The sequence below is a fragment of the Paenibacillus sp. NRS-1760 genome, assembly GCF_050467785.1.
In the GTDB taxonomy this organism is placed as follows: Bacteria; Bacillota; Bacilli; order Paenibacillales; family Paenibacillaceae; genus Pristimantibacillus.
Genome location: NZ_JBITPK010000008.1, coordinates 183,063 through 204,088, shown reverse-complemented (window position 1 = coordinate 204,088; position 21,026 = coordinate 183,063). Strand labels below are relative to the sequence as shown.

Sequence of the window (21,026 nt, the reverse complement as noted above, 5' to 3'; positions counted from 1 at the left end):
CGCTGCAACTTTTTTCCATATGGTTCCGTATAGAGAATGCCATTATTCATACAGATAAATAGGAGGACTTTAATTGTCAAACAAACCGGTTGGTGCGGCTGCTATTATCGTTGATTCTGAAAATCGTGTTCTGCTGGTGAAACATAACTATGGTAAATACAATTGGGAAATACCCGGCGGGTTATCCGAACAAAACGAGTCTGCGCAGGAAACGGCAAGAAGAGAAGTATTAGAAGAAACAGGTCTCGAGGTAACCGTAGATCGCTTAACGGGTGTATACTACGAGCCGCATCATGATATGCACCACTTTGTTTTCATTTGCAAAACCGTAAACAATCAAGCTCCTCAGCCTTGTTATAAAGAAATTACTGCCTGCCAGTATTGCAGCATTGATGATCTGCCTAGACCATTGAGTGACTTTACTTATAAACGTATCCAAGATGCTTTGAATCCAGATCAGACGGAGAGCTTCCACACGATAGGGCCGAGACAGTGGTTCGAATAATGAAAGGCTATGAAAAAAGTCGGTGCAGGCGTAATCCCTGCACCGACTTTTTTTTCATATCACATTCGATTTCACTCCGCTTGTCCGAGCAATGATTTCATCAATAAAGCATTGTAATGTACTCGTTAAATAGGAATCCTTGCGCCGAATAAAAATTGTCGTAATATCACGATATGGCTCAGGTACACTATGACAGTAAACGGTGCCGTTAGCAGCCAAATCAATAATCGAGGATTCGGGAATAATCGTTATGCCTACACCCGCTGCCACACTGCCAATAATCGTCCCAAAAGTGCCAAACTCCATAATTTGTTTTGGAATAATGCCTTCTACCTTCATCCAGCTTTCCAGTCTCCCGCGGTAGCCGCAGCCTTTGTTGTAGAGCAAGAGCGGTTTTGTCGTAATGTCGTCCATCGAGAACGCATCACCTTTGGTCACCAGCACTAGCTTTTCTTGAATAACCTCTACCTGCTCGATTAAAGGATGCCTGATTGGTCCGGTAACAAAAGCGCCATCCAGCTTCATATCGAGAACCTCCTGCAGCAGCTGATCCGTCACTCCGGCTGTCAACGATAACTCTACATTCGGATACTTGCTATAATACGACGATAAAATATGAGGAAGTGCGATAACGGTTTCCACAATTCCGATTTCTAGGACACCGGAAGGATTGGTTTTATTGTGAAAGGTACGCTTCATTTCTTCCATTTTGGACAAGATCTCTTTCGAATGCTCGAGCAGACGTTTACCTTCCGTATTTAAAATCATTCCGCGCTTATGGCGATAAAATAATGGCGTATCCAGCTCTTTTTCCAGCAGTTTAATTCTTGCTGTTACATTTGATTGCACGTAATTCAGCTCGAGCGCTGCTTTGCTGATACTGCCGTGTGCAGCAACGGTTTGAAAAATTTTCAAATCCTTAAATTCCAAGCGCACCCCTCCACTGCCATTCGATTCAGATGATCTTATATGTTAGATATCATTATAAATGATGATAAACTTTATTTTCAATCGTTTTACTATCATCTTGCAACCCCCTATCATTGGAAATAGACAATAACTCGGCATAATTTCTATTAGGGAGAGAGACCACTCGTGCTTAAAAAACAAGTCATTATCGGCTCTATACTTTGCCTCGTTGCAAGTATGTCGTGGGGAGCCATGTTTCCTGTAGCCCACGTTGCTTTACAGCAAATTGATCCATTTTATTTCTCGTTTATTCGCTATTTTGTCGTTGCAATCATTCTGAGCGTGCTCTTGTTAGTGAAAGAGGGTAAATCTGCATTCCGCTTAGAGGGCAGAGGTAAATCTCTGTTGTTTTATGGGACAATGGCCTTTACAGTCTACAATATGGCCGTATTCCTTGGACAGCATCTCATGGGGGAATCCGGCACCGTCGCCGCTTCAATAATGGAAGTACTTATGCCGATGATATCTATTATGGTATTGTGGGTCACTAAAAAAACCGCACCAAAAAAATATATGCTGACGAGTGTTGCCATCGCCCTTGTAGGCGCCTTACTCGTCATTACGAACGGAAAATTAGCGTTCTTCATGATGGCTGGCCAACATATTTTCCCGCTTCTGCTCATCTTTATAGGAGTTGTTGGATGGGTGATCTACTCCATGGGCGGTACGCAGTTTAAACAGTGGTCCATACTCCGCTATTCCACGTTAACCTGTTTGCTCGGCAGCGCCGTATCTTTTGTTATCGTTACACTAGCATCCACCTTTGGCGTGCTGCCTGTACCCACTTGGGAAGCGATACTTTCAATCAAATATGAAATGTCCTTTATGATTCTATTGCCTGGATTAGCCGCTTTGTTATGCTGGAATGCAGGCATCAAATTATTATCGCCGCTAAATGGCATATTGTTTATTAATTTCGTTCCGATTACTACTTTCGTCATTATGGCTTTTCAAGGCTACCACATTAGCGCTTATGAGTTTTTCGGTACCTTGCTCGTCATCTTCGCGCTTGTTCGAAACAATGTGCAGCAGAGAAAAGCAATGAACAAAGCTAATCCGAGCACTTATGCTGCTCCTCGTCATCCCAAAGGTCAGGCGGTCAAAGCTACCCCTTAACCAAACTATAAGATAAATATAAAACAACAACACCACTCCTGATGGAGTGGTGTTGTTGTTAACTTCGTTATTGTAAAGAAAGCGGATGGAAAGCTTGCCGTTTTATCCCGTAATTTTCCTCATCAGCAGTTCAATCGGCCCTCTTGAAAATCTCTTACGCCAAAGCACGCTACATAGAATGCTAAATAAGAAAAAACAAATTGAGTATATAGAGGCGAATATCAACGATTGGTTTTCTAGTCGATTTAATGCGATTAAAACACCAATACCGATCACCACATGACTAACATAATGAGTTAACGTTAACTGGCCAGTGTGAACAATGGCGTTTATAAACCAGCCCTTATCATATTTTTCAGTCAAGAACAGACTTAGAATTAAGAAGGCAATAGCCGAACCCGATGCAGATAAGATGTACAAAACATTCGGCAGAATCGGACCTGTGCTGAACAAAAACTCAGCACTTTCGCTGCCCATGCTCGGGATGAACAAATAAGTTAGCATTTTTGACAGCAGCTCCATCGTTATCGTGACACTTGCTCCAATGATCAGCAGCTTCATTCGAAGCGCCTTGTTATGAAAATCTATTCTTCCTATCAAGAGTCCGATGATGAAGAAACAAAACCATGGAAATATAGGATGATAGCCATTAAAAAATAAATTGCGAACAAAACCTTCCAACGTCCAAAAATCCACATAATGCATAAACGGTACAGGACCGCCCCATCCTTTAAAGGTATCGAATACAAGCTGAAGGCATTGTGCTGTTATTAATATAGCTGCGCCCAGTCCATACAATATCCTGTCTCTTACCGTAATTAGCACTGCTGCCATGAACAGATAAACACCATAATAATGTAAAATATCGCCTGTCCATTCCATAACATATAGCAGTAATCCGATTACAAACAAGAACAGCGATCTTTTCCAAATCATTTGGCGAATAGCTATAATCTTTGCTTTATTTTGACTAGCAACAGCTTTCCGAGACATGAACGAAATGCCTATGCCAGCAAGTAAAACGAATAAAGCCGAGGCTCGTCCTTGAAATAACGAAGTAACGGTAATCAACCACGCGGGGCCATTATGCTCAGCATTTGTAATTACAATAAAGTTTACGATAAGCATACCGAACAGCGCCCATGCACGGGCAAAATCCAGCCCAATCAATCGTTTACTTGCTTCCACTAGCATCACTTCCTTTGAAAACGCCGCTTACAGCCTCTACCCAGATCTGTTTATAATCAATATGTTCAACTAGCATCATAAAGTTGCCAATGTTATCAAGCACTAAGGCAAGCATATGTGCTTTGGCAGCACTCGCCTGATCTGAAACAAGTCCAAAATGTTTAGCTTTCTCCATCAGCATCTCAAAGCCGTGCAAATACCCTTTTTGGATCATAAGCAGCTTCTCGTGATAAAAGGGATACCTTGTTGCCATTAACATATATTCCTGTAAGACACGATTATAATAAGGGTCCTTAGCCTGCTCATCAATCATATGGATTCCGAGCTCAACAAGCTTCTCCTCAAAATTATCTTTTGTAAAAGTATCCATTTCAAAAAATGTCGAGAACTGAATCGCGCTGCACAAGTCTTCAAAAATTGCCGCTATGAGATCTTCTTTCGATTTAAAGTAATAATAAATGGACGGCTTAGCTATTCCAACCGCTTTAGCAATCATCGAATAAGTCGTTTTCGTAATGCCCACCTCTGCAAATAGTTGATAGCTCACTTCTTTGATGGATGCCAATGTTTCCTCGCTTTTACTCATTGCAACTCCTCCTGTACCTTGAATTTGTTTTAGAATATCACTCTTATTATTATTTTTCAACCTATCGTTAGGTAGAAATTTATGAAAAGTGAATGATCTACTCATTCTTTTTTATTTACTAATTGTTTTTATTTCTATATATTGACACCGCATATATCGGAGTGATATATTATGGATCGTAATATAAATATGGATATTTATTACACCTATACCCATTCTATCCTAAGTAAAATGACAAGGAGGAACATTTACTTTGAACAGTCAGGACGTTATTTTAGGCATGCTTATGAAACGATCATTATCCGGTTATGAAATTAAACAATTGTTCGAGGATATTTTCTCTTATTTCTATAGCTCAAGCTATGGAACGATTTATCCGATGCTGCATCGGATGGAAAAAGAGGCATTGATCACGAAGGAAAATGTGCTGCAAGAGGGCAAGCCGAATAAAAATGTGTTCACCATCACAGAGGCTGGAAAAAGCAGATTTTACGAATATCTGCACAGCCCGATGGAAACGGATACGGTTAAATCAGATTTCCTGATGCGGCTTTATTTCGGCCAGCTGGTAGGTAATGACATGGTAGTTATGTGGTTGAAGCAGGCACAAGAGTATACACAGACACAGCTCGATCAGTTGCGCGATAAATACGCCATGTATAAAAGCACCATGCAGCCTGGACATATCATATGCATTGAAATCGGAATTAAGGAATATAGTGCTAAGCTGGAAGCGATCCAAGAGGGGCTCGATCGTATGGATAAATTAGAACAGGAAAAGAGGGTTTAGGATGGAAAAATCACGTTCAAACAATAACCTCATCATTCTTGCCATGGCACTAGGGTTATTAATGGCATCTTTGGACAATACGATTGTCGCCTCCTGCATTAACAAGCTCAGTCAGGATTTTAACATTTTCGATAAAGTCAGCTGGGTATTTACCGCCTACATGCTGGCAGCAACAAGCACGATGCTCGTCTTCGGCAAAATGTCCGACCTATTCGGCAGAAAAATGTTTTATATGATTGGTATTGGCATGTTCTTGATCGGCTCCGCCCTATGCGGTATAGCTCAGAGCGCTGATCAGCTCATCTGGTTCCGCGTCATTCAAGGGATTGGCTCCGGCGCCTTGTTCCCAATCAGCTTCACCATTATTTATACGATATTTAAAGACCCGAAGGATGCAGCAAAAATGTCTGGCGTATTCGGTGCGATCTTCGGCCTATCCTCCGTTGCAGGCCCGCAGCTCGGCAGCTTCATTGCCGAACACTTTGGTTGGAGATGGAACTTCTATATCAACATCCCCATCGGTTTGGCATCCATGATTGTTCTGATGATTGCGCTCAAAGAAACACGTTCCGAGAAAAAACCAAAAATCGATTATTTGGGAACCTTGTTTTTGATCATTACTACGGTCTCCTTAATGCTAGCGCTCGAATGGGGCGGCAAAACCTACGCATGGAGCTCCTGGCAGGAAATTAGCTTATTCACGATTTCAGCTGTAATTGGCGCTTTGTTTATTTTTGTCGAGCTGCGTGCTCCTGAACCCGTCCTTCCTCTGAGCATCTTTAAAAATAAGATGGTCTTGGGCACAAGTATTCTTTGCTTCTGCCAAGGCGTCATTATGTTCTCCGCCATTACATATTTGCCTAGCTTTACGGTAGGGGTGTTAGGACATAGCAACTCAAACGGCGTATTGACGCCTATGATGGCCTCGTTAATCGGGGGTGCTATTCTATTTGGTTTCCTGCAATCCAAATTCGCCTTCCGTACACTCATGCTGTTCACTATGCTAATGACCATTATTGTAGCTACGCTGCTATCTACAGTTAGCGCCCATGCTTCCAGCGGCTATATGATTGTACTTATGATTCTGCTTGGTTTTGGCGCCGTTGGCCCTCTAATGAGTGTCGCACAGAGCTCGATTGCTGCAAACGTTGATCCTAAATATATGGGCGTCAGCTCATCTATCGTCGGCTTCTGGCGCAACATTGGCGGTATATTGGGTGCGTCCATTATGGCGACTATTGTGAACAACAACTTGCATCGGTTAATTACGGCGGGTGCAGATAAGGCTGGCATTCCTTCTGACAAAATCAATACACTTGCCAATCCTGAACTGCTCATGCGAGCAGGTGGTCAGCTAGACCCGCAAATACGCAAGTTTCTGCAAGAGGCGCTGGCAACAGCAATCAATCACGGCTTTATACTCAGCATTTGTGTTGGCAGCATTGGCTTAATCACCGCTATGTTTGTTGGTGCTAGCAGACTCGGAACCACAAAAAAAACAACGACCAGCGCTACACACATATAGAGGTAAACGGACATGCAACGGTAATCTGTGATCTGCGATACAAATTACCGTTGCGTGCATCCTTATTCTTCATCCGTAGGTTTATGTATACCGTCTTCATAAAAGTCAAAAATGAGCTTTCTTTGTCCCTCTGACCGCGTAGAAAACGTCAGATATTTTCTTCCCTTTTTTTCTCAGTTCGTTTTCCAGCCATTCCTTCGTCAGCCCATTCTCTTTCATTTCTTTTTCCAAAAGTGAACCATCCATAATCAATTCAATTGGAAACTCCAGCTTGTTTAATTGAAGCTTCATGTCCTTTTTCGTGACAAGCTGATACTCGTCTTTTTTTAATACAGACACCATTCCATTATCCTCAAGAACTGCATATTCAACCTCATCCATATTAAAAATCCCATTTTCTCTTAAAGCTTGATCCAAAGAATCCAACGTATATCTAACTTTCTTCATATTATTCTCAAGAATCTTCCCGCCTTCAATGAGAACGGTTGGGGAGCCTGAAATCCAGCTTCTTAATTTACGGCTCTTTAAGGCAACGACAGATAACAGATAAGACGTAACCGTCATAACCGCGAGTGATAAAATAATATGCGACCATTTCAATGTTTCATTGAATGCCAGGTTGGCTACAAGTGCCCCTATCGTAATGCCGGTCACAAAATCATGAAATGTCATGTTGGAAATCGTCTGTTTCCCCAATATTCTAGCTACTAATAAAAGCAGTAAAATAGCAACAATCGTACGTATTAAAATATCCATATAGGTATGCATGCTGTGATTCCACTTCTACTCTTATTGTTACCCAAGCGATTTGAAAAAAATCATGGAACAGCGTATCATCTTTAAAGTGAACAGATTAGAGACCACTTCTAGTGACGATGAAGATACGTCGCTTTTGTATTGTATTTTGCTATATGACTATTTGTATTGGAGCTGAGAATGATGAAAACCGAGATTATAAACAGATTTATCACTTACGCGCAGGTGGACACACAGTCCGATGAAAGCAGTGAAACCTGCCCTTCCACGCCTGGACAACTGACGTTAGCTAACATGCTAGTAGAAGAATTGAAAGCCCTCGGCATGCAAGAGGTGACGATGGATGCTAACGGCTATGTCATGGCTACCCTTCCAGCCAATACGGATAAAGAAATCCCAACCATCGGTTTTCTTGCACATATCGATACAGCAACTGACTTTACTGGCACGAACGTCAAGCCGCAAATTATTGAACAATATGACGGGAACGACATTATCTTAAATGAAGCACAGCGCATCATTATGTCGCCGAACGATTTCCCAGAGCTGCACGGCTATAAAGGCCATACGCTGATTACAACAGACGGCACGACACTGCTTGGCGCAGACGATAAAGCAGGCATAACTGAGATCATGACAGCGATGGCTCATCTCATTAATCATCCTGAGTTGAAGCACGGTAAAATAAGAGTAGCCTTCACGCCAGATGAAGAAATCGGCAGAGGCCCGCATAAGTTTGATGTACAAGCCTTTGATGCGGTCTATGCCTATACAATGGATGGAGGTCCGCTGGGCGAGCTTCAATACGAAAGCTTTAATGCCGCTGGCGCCGTCATTATATGCAAGGGCAAAAACGTGCATCCCGGAACGGCCAAAGGCAAAATGATCAATGCTGCCAAAATGGCGATGGAACTCCACGCAAAACTGCCGGCTAATGAAACACCTGAGCAGACAGAAGGCCATGAAGGCTTCTACCACCTGTCATCCATTCAGGGCGACGTCGAGCAAACAGAGCTTCATTATTTGATACGTGATCATGACCGCAACCGATTTAATGAAAGAAAGCTGGAGCTTGCTCGTATCGTAGAGGAACTGAAAGCGAAGTACGGAGAAGAACGTATTGTGCTTGAAATAAAGGATCAATACTACAATATGAAGGAGAAAATCGAGCCGGTGATCCAAGTCGTAGACATCGCAGAGCAAGCGATGATCAACCTTGGCATTACCCCGCTAATCGAGCCGATTCGCGGCGGCACAGACGGCTCGCAGCTTTCCTACATGGGGTTACCGACACCGAATATTTTCACCGGCGGAGAAAATTATCATGGCCGATTTGAATATGTATCGGTTAACAATATGGTACAAGCCGTCAATACGATTATTGAAATCGTTAAGCTGTACGAACAAAAAGCTTAATGATCGTCATAAACAAACAGGCTGTCGTCCACATGACGACAGCCTGTTTGTTTTTTGATGGTTTAACAAAGCACATCTTCTTCCTGTTCGACGATATCCATCTCAAGATTATTTAGGCCATTGTCTTCCAATACGGCAGCCTTATTGCCGTATTCTTTAATAATATGAATCTCACCCCATGAGCAAAGGGAGTCCAATATTGATTTTAAGCTCCATCCGTATTCACTGAGCTCATATTCAACCCGCGGCGGGACCTCATTGTAGCTTATTCGATTCACGATGCCATCTTGCTCCAGCTCTCTCAGCTGCTGCGTTAACATCTTTTGTGTAATGGAGGGCATAATACGTTTGAGATCACTCGTTCTTTTTTTGCCATGCGTTAAGTGACAAAGGATTACACATTTCCATTTTCCTCCAATAACCTCGAGGGTCGCTTCCACTGAAATATTGTATTTTTTCTTAATCATAGATATATCCTCCCCAACCGAGCTATCGCCTACTGTTCATACATTTATTACTTTTTAGTACCTATAGCACTTCAAAGTACGTACTGTTCATTACTGCCTAAACCCATCATAATAGCACTTACCGGCCGGCAATACCATACAAAAGGGGTTATACAAATGGCATTGGATAAAAAAAGAAGTACCCTTGCGCTTCTAGCGTTAGCCATAAGCGCCTTTGCGATTGGGACAACAGAGTTCATCAGTGTAGGGCTTCTCCCGCTTATCTCTGAAGACTTGAATATATCGGTTACAACATCGGCACTAACCGTTACGTTGTATGCTCTTGGAGTTACTTTTGGAGCTCCAATATTAACATCTTTAACATCTACGATTCCGAGAAAAACATTATTGTTTTGGATCATGATTGTTTTTATTGCTGGGAACAGTCTTGCGGCATCGGCAAGCGGCGTTGGTATTTTACTTACCGCACGCGTCATCTCAGCACTGGCTCATGGCGTATTTATGTCAATAGGCGCTACCATTGCAGCCGATCTCGTTCCCGAGAACCGCAGAGCTAGCGCAATCGCAATTATGTTCTCAGGACTCACTGTAGCAACCGTTACAGGCGTACCGTTAGGTACTTGGATTGGACAGCATATGGGCTGGCGTGCTGCTTTTGTTGGCATAGTTCTTATTGGCGTTATCGCTTTTATTGCCAATATGGTGTTGATTCCTTCCGATTTGCGCAAAGGAACTCGAACACCGCTGCGCGAGCAGATAAAGCTGGTTACGAATGGACGATTGCTTCTTGCATTCGCGATTACTGCTATTGGGTACGGGGGTACGTTTGTTGTCTTTACTTATTTATCCCCGTTGCTTCACGATATAACCGGATTTAAGGAAAGTACGGTAGCGGCCATTCTTTTGGTATACGGCATCGCCATCGCCATCGGCAATGTCATTGGTGGGAAAGCTGCCAATAAGAAGCCGATTTCCGCCTTGTTTTACATGTTTATTTTGCAGGCTGTCATACTCTTTGTTCTTACCTTCACCGCACCATTTAAAGTGGTTGGCTTAATTACGATTATCTTGATGGGACTGTTTGCATTCATGAACGTACCCGGCTTGCAAGTGCATGTCGTGATGCTCGCTGAACGTTATGCGCCGAAGGCGGTAGATGTCGCTTCGGCTGTCAACATCGCTGCGTTTAACGCAGGTATCGCCATTGGCGCCTATTTGGGCGGTGTCGTTACGGACTCGATGGGACTTATTCATACGGCATGGGTTGGGGGATTGATGGTTCTCGGCGCTGTTATTTTAACCGGCTGGGCTAGAGCTTTAGAGAAAAAAGATGAAACAAAACACAGGAGGGCTTCATTATGATCGCAAAAAATTTACAGGATACAACTACACTTCACAACGGTGTTCAAATGCCTTGGTTTGGTCTTGGCGTCTTTAAAGTTGAGGATGGCTCGGAGCTGGTTGAGTCCGTCAAAGCAGCGATTAAAAACGGTTACCGCAGTATTGACACCGCAGCTATTTATGGCAATGAAACAGGTGTCGGACAAGGCATTCGTGAAGCTATGGCTGAGTATAACGTGACCAGAGAAGAGCTTTTTGTCACATCAAAGGTTTGGAATGCTGATCTCGGATATGAATCTACACTAGCGGCTTACGAAACTACGCTAAATAAACTCGGTTTAGACTATCTTGACCTGTACCTGATTCATTGGCCTGTAGAAGGCAAATTCCAAGAGGCGTGGAGAGCTTTAGAGACCCTTTACAAGGATGGCCGAGTCAAAGCTATTGGCGTAAGCAATTTCCAGATTCATCATTTGGAGACGTTAATGAAAGACGCTGCCGTTAAACCGATGATCAATCAAGTGGAGCTCCATCCGCAGCTAACGCAGAAAGAGTTAATCGACTATTGCAAGAAACAAGGCATCCAAATTGAAGCATGGTCTCCGCTTATGCAAGGTCAGCTGTTAGATCATCCCGTTCTTAAAGAGATTGCTGAAAAGCATAACAAATCCATTGCTCAAGTCATTCTGCGCTGGGATTTACAGCATGGCATTGTAACGATTCCGAAGTCAACGAAAGAGCATCGCATCATCGAAAATAGTAATGTATTTGATTTTGAACTATCTGAGAGTGAGCTGTCCCGGATAGACGCTCTGAACCAAAATCTTCGGGTGGGTCCAGATCCGGATAACTTTGATTTTTAATATAATAGCGGAACAACAATAGGGCTGTCCCAAACGCAGATACATCTACGTTTGGGACAGCCCTTATTTAATAGTGCCTTATTGCAGGATAATGCGGAATGATATCGAAATGAATGTACGTATAACGTATTTTTGGCGAAAATCATTCGAATGAGATCCAAGTGGAGGGTACTATGGCGAACTTAAACTTTCGAGAAGACGGCACATTCAAAATTGTTCAATTTACCGATCTGCACTGGCAAAACGGGCAGCAAGAGGATTTACAAACATATTCTCTAATGAAGAACGTCCTGCAAGAAGAATCACCGGATTTGGTGATCTTTACCGGTGACGTTATTTATAGCGAGCATTGTACTGATAGACAAGAGTCCTTTAAAAATGCTGTCAAAGCAGCGGAAGAATTTAATATCCCATGGGCAGCTGTATTTGGCAATCATGATACCGAGGTTGGCACCACCAGAGAAGAGCTTATTCGCTTGCAGCAGGAAAGACCGCTCAGCTTAACCGAAATGGGCCCTAGCCTAAGGGATCGTGCTGGAAATTATGTGCTAGAAATTCATTCTAAAAATAATAGCAGCCCCGCTGCCGCATTATATCTATTGGATTCAGGCGAGTATGCCGATCAGCCCGTTGGCGGCTATGCCTGGGTAACTCATAGCCAGATTGGCTGGTACAAGGAGCAATCCGCTCGTTTGACCAAACAAAACAATGATGTGCCACTGCCCTCGCTTGCTTTTTTCCATATCCCTGTGCCCGAATATAACGAGGTATGGAACGAGCATACCTGCTATGGGCAGAAGCACGAAGGCGTAGCGAGTCCAAAAATCAATTCCGGACTTTTCACAGCATTTCTTGAAATGAAAGATGTCCGCGGTACGTTCGTAGGGCATGATCATATCAATGATTACTGGGGTGAGCTTCACGGCATTCGTCTATGTTATGGAAGGGCTACAGGCTATAACACCTATGGAAAAGAGGGTTTTCCGCGTGGTGCAAGGATCATACAATTGACCGAAGGGGAAGCTGACTTCCAAACATGGCTGAGACTAGATGATGGATCTGTTGTCGTCAATCAGCCTGAACATCTTCCTGAGAAAGGTTAATGGCAGCCATTAGGACGATATTAATACGAACCGCCAATGTGTAAACAGAACTGATGTAATAATACTGGAATCTCAACGACGTAGATAGTTTTTATATAAAGTGACACTGTATATCTTAATAGAGCATCCCTGTTGTCGATGGGGGTGCTTCAGATTTTTGCGGATTTAGTAGTTCCCTTAACTTTGATTGTTGTTACTTCTCCACTTTCAGGTTTGCCTACGCGATATTCCAAAGCTGGATACTCAAGATCAATCTTTTTTGGGAAATTATATATGAACAGGAATGCAGAAACGGCTACAAGTGGTAATGCTGTACACAACATAATTACTTTTAACCTTTCTTTTGGTGGTTCCATAATACCTCTTCCCGCTTTATGAGCCATGAATTTGAATATCCTTCTCTTACCAATTATCCATTCGATCATTTATATTTATCTATTAGTTAAACTGAAATTTGTTACTTGTGTTCTTTCCATTGGCATTCAGTAAATTTCATTTCTGTGAAAACGGCATTAAATGAAGAGTCTTCTGGACTGCAAGCATAAATACCAATCTGAATATTGTCTGCTCCTTCAAAAAGGTGTGCAATACGCATTTGCTTATAGTGAATGCCATCATAAGAATTTTCAATACAATAATCGCTTTCACGTCGGCTCAATCTGTAATACATAAATTTCTTTGTTGCAGAAATATCCGTAGTTGCCCAATCAGAATATCCTAAGTTCGTTACAACACTTCCTAATCTCTGATATTCTTCATTTTCATATTCAATAGAAGCCTTTATCCAGTTATCACTATTTTGATAGATAATTACACCGCACTGGTCGAAGCGTTGTTTACTGTCAAATTCCGTTTTTACTACAAACGAAAAATATTTCTCATTGGTTTTCATTAACAAAGCAGGAGCATTATTGTTTTGAAAGCCATAATAGGTTCTTTGCCAAAAATCTGTTCCAGCTTCTGTTTTAATCACAATTTCTCCATCTGTAATCGTATATTCTTTAGGCTCATGTACCCAGAATAAGTGATCTCTTTGGAATGTTACATCCATTTTGATTCCTCCATAAATCAAAATTTAACAAACATATTTTTCTTATTCGACGCTGTATTCACAATTTAGATAATACTTCGCCAATATTGCTCCACTCATATATAAGAAGATTCAATTCATTGCCGGAAATTGTTATCTTATCCGATTTAAATAAATGAGCACCGTAATATTCGTAGAAATAACGGGTTTTATTATCTTCTAATACTTCAACAAAAACTCTATTGTAGCCGAGTTCTTCAAATTGAAGAAAAAGTTGTTTGAAAAGTTGCTTCCCCACACCTTTTCCTTGATATTCTTCAAGCAAATATATAGATTTTAAATCACCAGAATTATCGATATTATTACTTTCTCTTTTCCCGCAATCTGCAAATCCTACGACTTCTCCCTCATTATTTACTGCGACAAATGTATAATTCTCCTTATCAGAGATATTACGATTCCACAAGTTCTTTCGTTGGTCATAAGAAAGGTTCTTTAAAAACTCATCTGAAACAATGTTTTTATACGTAGACTTCCAACTATCAACATGAACCTTGGCAATACTCTCTGCATCCTCTAAACAAGCTTTTCTTATGTACATTGAATCTCCCCCTCCTTACGGAAAGTAAAGCTCAATGTATATATTCCATCTCAATACTAATTCCCCTCCCTCAATTTAAACTGACCTGCCCGCTAGATTAATAAAATGGTATTGGCGGAGGCGAAACGTGGCTATGCAAAAAATATTTGTCGCAACGTGACGCCTTTTACCAATTGCTCAAGAAGGAATAACCCTCAGACGCTTCGAACTCAACCACATGCCTCCTGCTAAGACAGAGATTAAATAGGCTATGCCACAAGTAAAGAACAAAGGCTTCAAGTCATAATCAACATAAAGTAAGGAGCCGATCATCGGGCCAATTGCCATGCCTATATATCGGATCAAGTTATACACACCGATGGCAGTGGCGCGTTCCTCTGGAAACTGTTCCGCCAAAATAGTAGTTGGCATGGACACAGTCAGCCCCATCGTGAGGCCGAACAAGCAAACATCCACGATCAAAATCGGTAACGAGAGATTGGCGGTTAAAGCAAAAAGAACGACTGTAATCGATTGTAAAAGGAATGCATACATTAATGCTCGTCCACTTCCCATTCGGTTACGCATCCAACTGCCGACTCTAATACTCAGAATCGTACAGGCGGACATAATAAGCAGTACAATCCCAACCATCCCCGTAGACATGTTATACGACGTACTTAGGATTTGAGGCAAGAACACAAGATATACTAAGTAAACTACACATTGTACAAATCCATATAACAAAACAACAGCACCGAGATGGTTTTTAAAAATTACAATAAACGAGCTAAGGCTGAACCTTGTCGCGGATACATTCTGTGGCTTTGTCTCGGGCAAGAGCTTCATATTGGCGAGCAGAAGCAGCAGGATTAGGATTGACAAAAAGAAAAACACGCCTTGATATCCGAGTTTTTCCCCGATGAGTCCTCCGAGAAGAGGTCCGATAGCTGGAGCAAGCAAAAGCATAAGTTGGTAAGTAGCCATTCCCTTTGCCAATTCTTTTCCACGGAACAGGTCACCGATTACTGCTGCTCCTACAACGGGAACCGCTGCGGAGCCCATGCCCTGAAAGACGCGGAAAACCAGAAATGATTCAATGGAATAGGAAAATGCACAGCCTAAAGATGCTACACAATATACGGCGAGTGCAGGCAACAGCACTTTTCTCCTTCCTTTTGTATCTGCTAGTGGTCCGAATACGATCTGCATGACAGCTAAAGCAATCAAAAATAAAGAAATCGTCAAGCTCATTAAATAACTTGTTGTTTGCAGATCGTTCTGCATGTCGGCAAGTAAAGGCGTATATAAGTTTTGCCCCAGCGATCCTGCAAAGGCACTAAAGCCGATGAGATATAATATAATGCGCAGATTCATGAGTATTTTCTCCTTTTTATCCTGACTGACTAATAGTCGGTTTATCTTGCCCAGCCAATTTTATTGACTTTTAGTCAGTTTGTCAATAGAGTAAATACACGAGGAGGATGAACAACTTGTCGAGAGTTAATAAAAAACCAGAAATTAGGCGCGCCGAAATAATAGAAGCCTCATTAGAGTTATTCAGAGAAAATGGCTACAATCAAACTGCTGTGGACGATATAGTCAATAAACTGGGCATTGCTAAGGGTACATTTTATTATCACTTCAAAACCAAATATGATATTATGATCGCCATTGTAGAACGTTTGGCTGAAGAAAAAGTTAATATGGTGAAAGTTCTAGCGGAAACCGAAGGAATGACTGTAGAAGCAAAGATGTATACCATCTTGTGGGAACAACCATACGAGGATGAGAGCAAAATTATTGAATTTCTGCATCATGAACATAATGCATCGATTCACCAGAAGGTTCTCGTACAAGCTGTACAAGACAGTGCCCCTTACGTGACACAAATTCTGAATCAAGGAATGGCGGAAGGAATCTTTCAAATTCAAGACCCACAGGAAACTGCCGAATTCATACTAGTTGGCATCAACTTTATGTTTGATCCCGGAATTTTCTTATGGTCCGAAGATATAGTAGAACGTAAGAAGCTGGCATTCACACGAATAATCGAGCGTATGCTAGGAGATTCCTTTACCTTTTCCAACCTTTCAAAAACCTCACTAAAACAAAAATAGCGTCAAAAGCGCAGCCGAGACGCAATTGACGCTATTTTCTCTTGAACCAACTTTTAATGAGTAAAAAGGTTGCCGTGCATGCTGCTGTTCCAGCCATTACAGCGCCTTCGTTAATCAAAGACGGATTTCTCATGATTAGCTTAGTATCTAAAATGGACTGATGCGACTTCGAGGTTGTATTCCCTGCTGACCTCAAACTCGATTGTTAGTTCAACGAGGCTGCCGTTACATACCGGCAGCCTCGCCATAGTGATTGTTAAGTTGTTGTTACCCGTTTTTCTCCCAAAGTTCGATCAATCGACCTTCTGGGTCTTCAATCCAAATAAATTTCCCAAATTCACTAACCTCTAAGTTCTTTGCAAGAGGTACATTCATATGTTCAAGATGCTTAATAGTCTCGTCTAAATTATGTACTTGGAAATTTATCATCACTTGTTGTTCTAATGGAAAATAACTGTCATTCTCGTTAAAAAAAGAAAAAATAGTCTCATTTCCGGATTCGGGTTTTATCATCGCCCCATTCCAATTTCCTATTTCAAGCTTCAACACTTCACTGTACCATTTTGTTATCATTTCAAGATTTTTAGTTCTCCAAAATATACCGCCAAAACCTTTTATCATTGTATCTAACTCCTGTCTGTCATTAGATATTCGAGATTTACATTTAAGTTCCTTTTTCAATTTCCCTGCCCCGCACAATTTCTCCACATACTACTACATTATACTTTTCCACTTTTGTGCTATACTAGCTTGTCAGCATTTTAGCAACAAATATTGTTAAATTATCAACTTACTCACGAGGTGCATAAATGTCTCAACCGCCAGCTAAGAAGGCGCTTTTGACTGAGCTTGAGAGCCTACGCGCATTTGGCATACTTGCTGTCATTATGATTCACGCGACATCCTCTTCAGTAGTCAATTCCGATCCTAACTCCACACTGTTTTTGATTCTTGTCCTATTTAATACGTTATCCAAATTCGCCGTACCTCTCTTCATTCTGATCAGCGGCATATCTCTTTTCTACAATTACAATGATAAACCATTAAACAAACAAACAGCTACGATGTTCTACAAGAAACGCATCACTAAAATTATGCTGCCGTTTCTCCTATTTTCGTTTATGTATTATGCCACTATCATCTATTTCAGATACGGATTTATTAATTTCGAGCAGTTTATCTCTTATTTTCAAACTTGGGATTTTCTCGTTAAATTGCTGATTGGAAAAACCTATGCTCATTTGTATTTTATCTTTATTATTATCCAGTGTTATTTGCTCTTCCCTGTACTTTGGTATGTGATGAGAAAATGGCCGCGTCTCGTCAATTGGCTGATCACAGGCGGACTTCTCATTCAGTGGGTTTATATGCTGAACGCCAAGGAAATGGGAATCAAATACGTCACCAGCGGTTTTTTCGCATACAGCTTGTACTTTTGTATCGGGGCTTATATAGGAATCAACTATACGAAGTTTTATGCCTTCTGGGAGCGCAAACGCAGCAGCATTGCTTTACGCAGCACATTAATTGTAGTAGTAGTCATTTCCGGCACGATCAACGTGATCTACTTCTTGCGTGAGGCGCAGGGAAAACTACTATTTAACGATAGCTTTTTGGTGCAAATAAAAAATGAAATTTATATTACTTCGGCTTGTTTGCTGCTTATTCATCTAGCCCTTCGGATTAAGGCATCCCGTATGGAATATTTGAAATCGGTACTTATTCATCTCAGCCATGCATCATTTGGCATGTACTTGCTGCATCCGATGTTCCTCAGATATTACCGTATGATGGATGTGAATGGGAGTCCGCTCGTTTACGGAGCATGGATTGCAGGAGGCTTCTTCCTGGCTTTAATTGGCTCATGGATCATCGTTGCTTGGGCCGGAAAAGTGAAAGGACATTGGGTTTTATTTGGGCCTATCCCCAAACAGAAATCGCTCGGACAGTAGCCAAAAGTCTGAATTTAAAACATTTATGTGACGCCCCTCTGCTGAAACAAGGCAAAAGGGGCGTTTTCAATAATTTTCCCCTATGCGAGCTAGGTCTTTTCCGTTAAACTAGAAATTCTGGTATCGGCAGAATCAACTATACTATTGCAGGTTTACCCCTGAAAACTATTGGAGGTTTCTTTTCTAACATGCATAATGAACATCATTCCAATGTCAAAATTGTAACAGCCGACCCAAGCGCCATCGGCTTATTTGGGCTGGCTATCGTTACGCTCGTAGCTTCCTCGCAGAAGCTCGGCTTAACTGACGGTCTAAGCCTCGTTATTCCATGGGCGATTTTTCTAGGCGCCTTTGCTCAGCTCTTTGCTTCTATTCAAGATGCAAAACATAACAATACATTCGGTATGACCGCCTTTGGCGCTTATGCATTCTTCTGGATGGCGATGGCCGGCAGCTGGCTGATCAAGCTCGGTGTGTTCGGCGCTGAGCTGGCTGCAATCGCAGATAGTAAGCAGCTTGGTTTTGCTTTTGTCGGTTATCTCATTTTCTCGCTGCTGATGACTATCGGAGCTGCAGAGACCAATAAAGTATTATTCTTCATCTTCGTTCTAATTGATCTGCTTTTCCTTGGACTGAGCTTCGATGCATTCGGAGTAGCACCAGACGTGTTCCACGCACTAGCTGCCTATGCTGAAATGGGGATTGCTCTCCTATCGCTATATGCCGCAGGCGCAGCTGTATTGAACACCCATTTTGGGCGTGTGTTTCTGCCAATCGGTCGGCCTTTTGGCATCTTCAAGCCTCGTTCATAATCGGAATCTCATCATTAAACAATGTTAAAGCCAGCCGCTCTTCGTGCCGATCCCCGATAGAGCGGCTTTTTCTATGAAAATCAAAGAGGTAGAGTGCTTAACGATCGCACTCTACCTCTTTTTGTTCACCGTAAGCTTTATAGCAACTTCACAGCTACCGACGCAGCCGTGCTTTCCTTATTCCTTATTGAATCTTCATAGGTTCTTTTAAAATATTCCACATACAAAACATCGAGCAAGTAAAGCTGTGAAATTTTCGCAGATAATGAGCCGCCCTGCAAAGGTCCTTCATTCGCTCCGCACAGCAGCGTCAGATCAGAGTAAGAGGTCAGCGGCGACTTAACGAACCTCGTAATCGAAATGACGGTAGCACCGCTTTCTTTAGCCCTTTTCGCTACTTCAATCGTATCCTTTGTAGAACCGGAATAAGAAATTACGACAGCGACATCCCGTTTCGTCATCAAAGCCGCTGACATCATCTGCAGATGCGAATCGATGCTGCATTCCATTTTGTTTGTGATACGCATAAATTTGATTTTCGCTTCCATCGCCGTCATTAAGGAGGAGCCTACGCCAAAAAATATGACCCGTTCCGCTTGGAGCAAATGCTCGATCGCCTGATCCATTTTTTCATTATCGATTAAGTTATAGGTCTCGTTCAATGCGCTTATGTTCGATGACAGCACCTTAGAGGACACTTGATCCATCGTATCATTCATCAGAACCTTGTCCGTGAGCTGCGGTATTTCGTTTTCAGCAGTGATGCTGTGTGCAAGGGCAATTTTAAAATCCTGATACCCTTTATAGCTTAACGACCTGCAAAACCGGAATACGCTGGACTCGCCCACTCCACAGTGATCTGCAAGATCGGTAATCGACATGTAGACGACACCTTCCGAGTTATCCAGAATGTAGTCTGCTACTTTCCTTTCGGTATTCGTCAGGTTGTTGTATTTCGAATGAATCGTTGTAAAAATATTGATAGTGCGCAACCGATCACCTCCCTAAATCCTGTCCATTCAGCGTAGAAATAATGATGCCGCACCTAATAAGCCAGCTTTATTTCCAAGAGAAGCCTTTACGATGTTCACACCCGCAAAGCTCTCCATAATTAAGGCTTTGGTTTGTTTCTCAACCATTCGAACAAGCTCATCCTGCTCCATCACTCCGCCTCCTACAATAATAGCAGGTGGATTGAAAATATGAATGAGTGAAGCCAGACCCGCGGATACTTCGGTCGTCCATGCATGCAATATTTGTTGTAATGGTTCGTTTCCTACCTGTATTTTATCAAAAAAACCTTTTCCGTCTACAATTTCAGAATCAGCTTCTTGGGCCATTCGAATTAAGGCTGTCGTTGAGGCATAAGTTTCATAAAATGATTTGCGCGTGCCGCCATCCGTTTGCGACAATGGACGGGTAAACATATGACCGAATTCAGCAGCTGAGCCGCTCGCACCACGATAGATCTGACGATTCATGACGATAGCTCCGCCAATCCCCGTCCCAAACGTTAAGCATAAAAAATCAGTAAACGACTTTGCCGCTCCAAAACACGCCTCGCCTAAAGCAGCTGCATTCACATCATTTTCAACCTTCACAGGCTTATGGAACCGATTCTCTACGATCTCTCTGACCTTCATGCCTGTATAGCTTGGGATATTCTCGTTGGCATACAAGATGCAGCCCTCATCCGCGTTCACTTGTCCGGCCGTACTAATAGCGACAGCATCAAAATGCTGATATGACTCCATTTGGGAAAGCAGCTTTTCCATGAGATGCTTGCCGCCCATATGAGCTTCGGTCGCATACTCCTTGAACTGAGTGATTCGGCCTCGTTCATCGCAAATGCCTATCTTCGTATGGGTACCGCCAATATCTGCTGCTAAAATATTCATTCCCATGGG

23 protein-coding genes are annotated in these 21,026 nt (G+C 42.2%); 11 read left to right on the top strand and 12 right to left on the bottom strand.

The genetic code is table 11. The annotated features are described in order from the left end of the window. Positions 1-73: 73 nt before the first annotated feature. Positions 74-505, top strand: coding sequence for an NUDIX hydrolase (locus ACIFSR_RS08035; protein WP_339205633.1), 432 nt, complete (start codon positions 74-76; stop codon positions 503-505). Between the two features lie 54 nt (positions 506-559). Here the strand turns inward: ACIFSR_RS08035 and ACIFSR_RS08030 are convergent, their stop codons facing one another. Further along, positions 560-1,435: a LysR family transcriptional regulator gene (locus tag ACIFSR_RS08030; protein ID WP_430056500.1), complete on the bottom strand. Its 876-nt coding sequence runs from the start codon at positions 1,433-1,435 to the stop codon at positions 560-562. A 216-nt stretch (positions 1,436-1,651) separates the two neighbouring features. On the opposite strand from ACIFSR_RS08030, the gene ACIFSR_RS08025 reads away from it, so the two are divergent. After that, entirely contained in the window at positions 1,652-2,590 is a 939-nt protein-coding gene (locus tag ACIFSR_RS08025; RefSeq protein WP_430057068.1) for a DMT family transporter, read from the top strand. Positions 2,591-2,692: 102 nt separating this feature from the next. Here the strand turns inward: ACIFSR_RS08025 and ACIFSR_RS08020 are convergent, their stop codons facing one another. Next, a complete protein-coding gene (locus ACIFSR_RS08020) occupies positions 2,693-3,778 on the bottom strand; it encodes a DUF418 domain-containing protein (protein ID WP_430056497.1) in 1,086 nt (361 codons plus the stop codon). Then, positions 3,765-4,364, bottom strand: coding sequence for a TetR/AcrR family transcriptional regulator (locus ACIFSR_RS08015; protein WP_430056494.1), 600 nt, complete (start codon positions 4,362-4,364; stop codon positions 3,765-3,767). Before ACIFSR_RS08015 ends, ACIFSR_RS08020 begins: the two co-directional genes overlap by 14 nt. Before the next feature lie 253 nt (positions 4,365-4,617). Between ACIFSR_RS08015 and ACIFSR_RS08010 the strand changes: the two genes are divergently transcribed. Both ACIFSR_RS08010 and ACIFSR_RS08005 read left to right on the top strand, forming a co-directional pair. Beyond that, complete coding sequence (locus tag ACIFSR_RS08010; protein WP_339205638.1) at positions 4,618-5,154, top strand: PadR family transcriptional regulator; 537 nt, start codon at positions 4,618-4,620, stop codon at positions 5,152-5,154. Position 5,155: 1 nt separating this feature from the next. Further along, complete coding sequence (locus ACIFSR_RS08005; protein WP_339205640.1) at positions 5,156-6,679, top strand: DHA2 family efflux MFS transporter permease subunit; 1,524 nt, start codon at positions 5,156-5,158, stop codon at positions 6,677-6,679. Positions 6,680-6,784: 105 nt separating this feature from the next. Here the strand turns inward: ACIFSR_RS08005 and ACIFSR_RS08000 are convergent, their stop codons facing one another. Continuing rightward, the gene (locus tag ACIFSR_RS08000) at positions 6,785-7,447 is read right to left on the bottom strand and encodes a DUF421 domain-containing protein (protein ID WP_430056492.1); all 663 of its coding nucleotides are present in this window, start codon (positions 7,445-7,447) and stop codon (positions 6,785-6,787) included. A gap of 171 nt (positions 7,448-7,618) precedes the next feature. Between ACIFSR_RS08000 and pepT the strand changes: the two genes are divergently transcribed. Beyond that, positions 7,619-8,851 carry a peptidase T gene (gene pepT, locus ACIFSR_RS07995; RefSeq protein ID WP_430057064.1) on the top strand — a complete coding sequence of 411 codons (1,233 nt, stop codon included), beginning with the start codon at positions 7,619-7,621 and terminating at the stop codon, positions 8,849-8,851. A 62-nt stretch (positions 8,852-8,913) separates the two neighbouring features. Here pepT and ACIFSR_RS07990 read toward each other — a convergent pair whose 3' ends face one another. Further along, a complete protein-coding gene (locus ACIFSR_RS07990; RefSeq protein WP_339205642.1) occupies positions 8,914-9,318 on the bottom strand; it encodes a winged helix-turn-helix transcriptional regulator in 405 nt (134 codons plus the stop codon). A gap of 156 nt (positions 9,319-9,474) precedes the next feature. Between ACIFSR_RS07990 and ACIFSR_RS07985 the strand changes: the two genes are divergently transcribed. The 3 genes from ACIFSR_RS07985 (at position 9,475) to ACIFSR_RS07975 (ending at position 12,625) form a co-directional block, all read left to right on the top strand. Then, complete coding sequence (locus ACIFSR_RS07985; RefSeq protein ID WP_430056489.1) at positions 9,475-10,680, top strand: MFS transporter; 1,206 nt, start codon at positions 9,475-9,477, stop codon at positions 10,678-10,680. After that, positions 10,677-11,522, top strand: a complete 846-nt coding sequence (locus ACIFSR_RS07980; RefSeq protein WP_430056487.1) for an aldo/keto reductase — start codon at positions 10,677-10,679, stop codon at positions 11,520-11,522. Before ACIFSR_RS07985 ends, ACIFSR_RS07980 begins: the two co-directional genes overlap by 4 nt. A 173-nt stretch (positions 11,523-11,695) precedes the next feature. Next, positions 11,696-12,625 (top strand): metallophosphoesterase family protein, encoded by a 930-nt coding sequence (locus ACIFSR_RS07975; protein ID WP_339205646.1) that lies wholly within the window; start codon positions 11,696-11,698, stop codon positions 12,623-12,625. A 149-nt stretch (positions 12,626-12,774) separates the two neighbouring features. Here the strand turns inward: ACIFSR_RS07975 and ACIFSR_RS07970 are convergent, their stop codons facing one another. The 4 genes from ACIFSR_RS07970 to ACIFSR_RS07955 form a co-directional block, all read right to left on the bottom strand. Continuing rightward, on the bottom strand, positions 12,775-13,008 hold the full coding sequence (locus tag ACIFSR_RS07970) for a hypothetical protein (protein WP_430056485.1): 234 nt from the start codon (positions 13,006-13,008) through the stop codon (positions 12,775-12,777). A 74-nt stretch (positions 13,009-13,082) separates the two neighbouring features. Further along, positions 13,083-13,676: a DUF1349 domain-containing protein gene (locus tag ACIFSR_RS07965; protein ID WP_339205649.1), complete on the bottom strand. Its 594-nt coding sequence runs from the start codon at positions 13,674-13,676 to the stop codon at positions 13,083-13,085. A gap of 58 nt (positions 13,677-13,734) precedes the next feature. Then, on the bottom strand, positions 13,735-14,256 hold the full coding sequence (locus ACIFSR_RS07960) for an N-acetyltransferase family protein (protein ID WP_430056483.1): 522 nt from the start codon (positions 14,254-14,256) through the stop codon (positions 13,735-13,737). Between the two features lie 177 nt (positions 14,257-14,433). Then, positions 14,434-15,612, bottom strand: a complete 1,179-nt coding sequence (locus tag ACIFSR_RS07955; protein WP_430056480.1) for an MFS transporter — start codon at positions 15,610-15,612, stop codon at positions 14,434-14,436. Between the two features lie 116 nt (positions 15,613-15,728). Here ACIFSR_RS07955 and ACIFSR_RS07950 point away from each other — a divergent pair, with 116 nt between their 5' ends. Then, complete coding sequence (locus ACIFSR_RS07950) at positions 15,729-16,355, top strand: TetR/AcrR family transcriptional regulator (RefSeq protein ID WP_430056478.1); 627 nt, start codon at positions 15,729-15,731, stop codon at positions 16,353-16,355. Between the two features lie 267 nt (positions 16,356-16,622). Here ACIFSR_RS07950 and ACIFSR_RS07945 read toward each other — a convergent pair whose 3' ends face one another. After that, positions 16,623-16,976 carry a VOC family protein gene (locus ACIFSR_RS07945; RefSeq protein WP_430056476.1) on the bottom strand — a complete coding sequence of 118 codons (354 nt, stop codon included), beginning with the start codon at positions 16,974-16,976 and terminating at the stop codon, positions 16,623-16,625. 188 nt (positions 16,977-17,164) lie between these two features. On the opposite strand from ACIFSR_RS07945, the gene ACIFSR_RS07940 reads away from it, so the two are divergent. Then, positions 17,165-18,307 carry an acyltransferase gene (locus ACIFSR_RS07940; RefSeq protein ID WP_430056474.1) on the top strand — a complete coding sequence of 381 codons (1,143 nt, stop codon included), beginning with the start codon at positions 17,165-17,167 and terminating at the stop codon, positions 18,305-18,307. A gap of 188 nt (positions 18,308-18,495) precedes the next feature. Continuing rightward, positions 18,496-19,119, top strand: a complete 624-nt coding sequence (locus tag ACIFSR_RS07935; protein ID WP_430056472.1) for an acetate uptake transporter — start codon at positions 18,496-18,498, stop codon at positions 19,117-19,119. Between the two features lie 137 nt (positions 19,120-19,256). Here the strand turns inward: ACIFSR_RS07935 and ACIFSR_RS07930 are convergent, their stop codons facing one another. Both ACIFSR_RS07930 and ACIFSR_RS07925 read right to left on the bottom strand, forming a co-directional pair. Beyond that, complete coding sequence (locus ACIFSR_RS07930) at positions 19,257-20,111, bottom strand: MurR/RpiR family transcriptional regulator (RefSeq protein WP_430056470.1); 855 nt, start codon at positions 20,109-20,111, stop codon at positions 19,257-19,259. A gap of 27 nt (positions 20,112-20,138) precedes the next feature. Next, the gene (locus ACIFSR_RS07925; protein ID WP_430056468.1) at positions 20,139-21,023 is read right to left on the bottom strand and encodes an ROK family protein; all 885 of its coding nucleotides are present in this window, start codon (positions 21,021-21,023) and stop codon (positions 20,139-20,141) included. Positions 21,024-21,026 lie beyond the last annotated feature (3 nt).

Coding starts and splice junctions, on each gene's coding strand:
- ACIFSR_RS08025 (WP_430057068.1), top strand. CDS start 1,652: ATGTCGTGGGGAGCCATGTTTCCTGTAGCCCACGTTGCTTTACAGCAA.
- ACIFSR_RS08015 (WP_430056494.1), bottom strand. CDS start 4,364: ATGAGTAAAAGCGAGGAAACATTGGCATCCATCAAAGAAGTGAGCTAT.
- ACIFSR_RS08005 (WP_339205640.1), top strand. CDS start 5,156: ATGGAAAAATCACGTTCAAACAATAACCTCATCATTCTTGCCATGGCA.
- ACIFSR_RS08000 (WP_430056492.1), bottom strand. CDS start 7,447: ATGCATACCTATATGGATATTTTAATACGTACGATTGTTGCTATTTTA.
- pepT (WP_430057064.1), top strand. CDS start 7,619: ATGAAAACCGAGATTATAAACAGATTTATCACTTACGCGCAGGTGGAC.
- ACIFSR_RS07990 (WP_339205642.1), bottom strand. CDS start 9,318: ATGATTAAGAAAAAATACAATATTTCAGTGGAAGCGACCCTCGAGGTT.
- ACIFSR_RS07985 (WP_430056489.1), top strand. CDS start 9,475: ATGGCATTGGATAAAAAAAGAAGTACCCTTGCGCTTCTAGCGTTAGCC.
- ACIFSR_RS07980 (WP_430056487.1), top strand. CDS start 10,677: ATGATCGCAAAAAATTTACAGGATACAACTACACTTCACAACGGTGTT.
- ACIFSR_RS07975 (WP_339205646.1), top strand. CDS start 11,696: ATGGCGAACTTAAACTTTCGAGAAGACGGCACATTCAAAATTGTTCAA.
- ACIFSR_RS07970 (WP_430056485.1), bottom strand. CDS start 13,008: ATGGCTCATAAAGCGGGAAGAGGTATTATGGAACCACCAAAAGAAAGG.
- ACIFSR_RS07965 (WP_339205649.1), bottom strand. CDS start 13,676: ATGGATGTAACATTCCAAAGAGATCACTTATTCTGGGTACATGAGCCT.
- ACIFSR_RS07960 (WP_430056483.1), bottom strand. CDS start 14,256: ATGTACATAAGAAAAGCTTGTTTAGAGGATGCAGAGAGTATTGCCAAG.
- ACIFSR_RS07955 (WP_430056480.1), bottom strand. CDS start 15,612: ATGAATCTGCGCATTATATTATATCTCATCGGCTTTAGTGCCTTTGCA.
- ACIFSR_RS07945 (WP_430056476.1), bottom strand. CDS start 16,976: ATGATAAAAGGTTTTGGCGGTATATTTTGGAGAACTAAAAATCTTGAA.
- ACIFSR_RS07940 (WP_430056474.1), top strand. CDS start 17,165: ATGTCTCAACCGCCAGCTAAGAAGGCGCTTTTGACTGAGCTTGAGAGC.
- ACIFSR_RS07935 (WP_430056472.1), top strand. CDS start 18,496: ATGCATAATGAACATCATTCCAATGTCAAAATTGTAACAGCCGACCCA.
- ACIFSR_RS07925 (WP_430056468.1), bottom strand. CDS start 21,023: ATGGGAATGAATATTTTAGCAGCAGATATTGGCGGTACCCATACGAAG.